Consider the following 1434-nt stretch of genomic DNA (forward strand, 5'->3'; position numbering starts at 1 on the left):
GTTGTTAATCAAAAGGTCGATAGGTGGCAGGCTCTGAGCAAGTAACGCGATTTTTGCGTAATCAGTAACATCCAGTTCATGCAAGCTCAAAGAAGAGTAACGTGCTCTCAAAGCTTGTAGTTCGTCACTGTCTGTGACGTTACGGCTAGTAGCGTGGACGTTCCACCCGCGTTCAAGATAAAGCTCTGTCAGACTCAAACCAATACCACGATTTGCGCCTGTGATAAAAACACTATGGGCCATTTTTAACTCTCAGGTAAGACTCGTTATCGAACTATTGTGTTAGCTGAGTGCGACAAAATCAACTAACCACCATGCACTAAACAACAGGGATATAAATACAGAGATAGCACAGAAGGAACCAAACAAAGCGCCTAGGACCGTAAATGTCGTTTTCTTCATCGTTGGAGTATGAAATTTAATTTTTAATGAAAATCATTATCAATTGAAATCTTGTAGGGTTATTTGCCTACTTTAACTAAAGGCAACGTGATGGAGACGCGCAAACCTCCCAGTGGGCTGCGGCTCGCGACTATCGTACCGCTGTGCTGACGAATCGCACTTTCGGTGATGGTTAACCCTAATCCTGTGCCGCCAGAGTGACGATCACGAGCGGTAGACACACGATAGAATGGACGGAAAATCGCATCTAACTCTTCATCCGGCACACCATCACCGTTGTCATCGACGGTAATCGTCAGTGTGTCAGTCTTGTCTTGAATGTCGATCTGCACTTCATCTTTTCCGTAATAAATCGCGTTGCGGATGATGTTTTCTACCGCGCTCATCAACAGTTTTGGGTTGCCTGAAATATGTCGCTCCGGGATCTCTGAATAGCGGAGTGTTTTACCCATTTGCTCGGCTTCAAACTGCGCATCTTTAATGATCTCTTCCCACAAACTTTCTATTGGCTGTGTCTCGCGTGTCATGTGGCTGTTCACCTGCATGCGCGAGAGCTCAAGCAATTCGCTGATCATCTGCTCAAGGCGCTGCGCTTCGGTATCAATGCGAACCAACTCAGGGCTGTCACCCTGTTTGCGCGTCGCTAATGCACTGGCCATGCGCAATCGAGTGAGTGGCGAGCGTAATTCGTGAGAAATGTCCGACCGTAAACGCTGCTGACCTGAAATCATCTGGTTCACCGCTTCGACCATTTGGTTGAAGCTGCTGCCCGCTTGACGAAATTCTGCGGTGCCTTTTTCAAGATTCGGATCGATGACGAACTCACCTTTTGCTACTCGCTGCGCGGCGGCTTCAAGGCGTCGTGCGGGTTGGCTCAGTGCCCAAGCAAGCCACAGCAGTAATGGCGTGCTCACCAGCATGACGGCCAACAGTAACTGGAATGGGTGGTCGAAGAGACGCAGCAGCAGCGGTGGTGGTTCGTTCCATTTAAAGCCAACGTACATCAGCAGTTCAGAGTCGGCCAGAACGATT

The 1434-nt window shown here is 48.7% G+C and carries 2 protein-coding genes; both read right to left on the reverse strand.

The annotated features are described in order from the left end of the window. The coding region (locus tag R7O13_RS24110; protein WP_318304833.1) for an SDR family NAD(P)-dependent oxidoreductase at nucleotides 1–243 on the reverse strand (243 nt) is incomplete at its 3' end. 218 nt (nucleotides 244–461) lie between these two features. Continuing rightward, nucleotides 462–1434 (reverse strand): envelope stress sensor histidine kinase CpxA (gene cpxA, locus R7O13_RS24115; RefSeq protein ID WP_318304834.1); only part of this gene is annotated, 973 nt, incomplete at its 5' end.

The sequence above is a fragment of the Vibrio sp. Y176 genome (genome assembly GCF_033438945.1).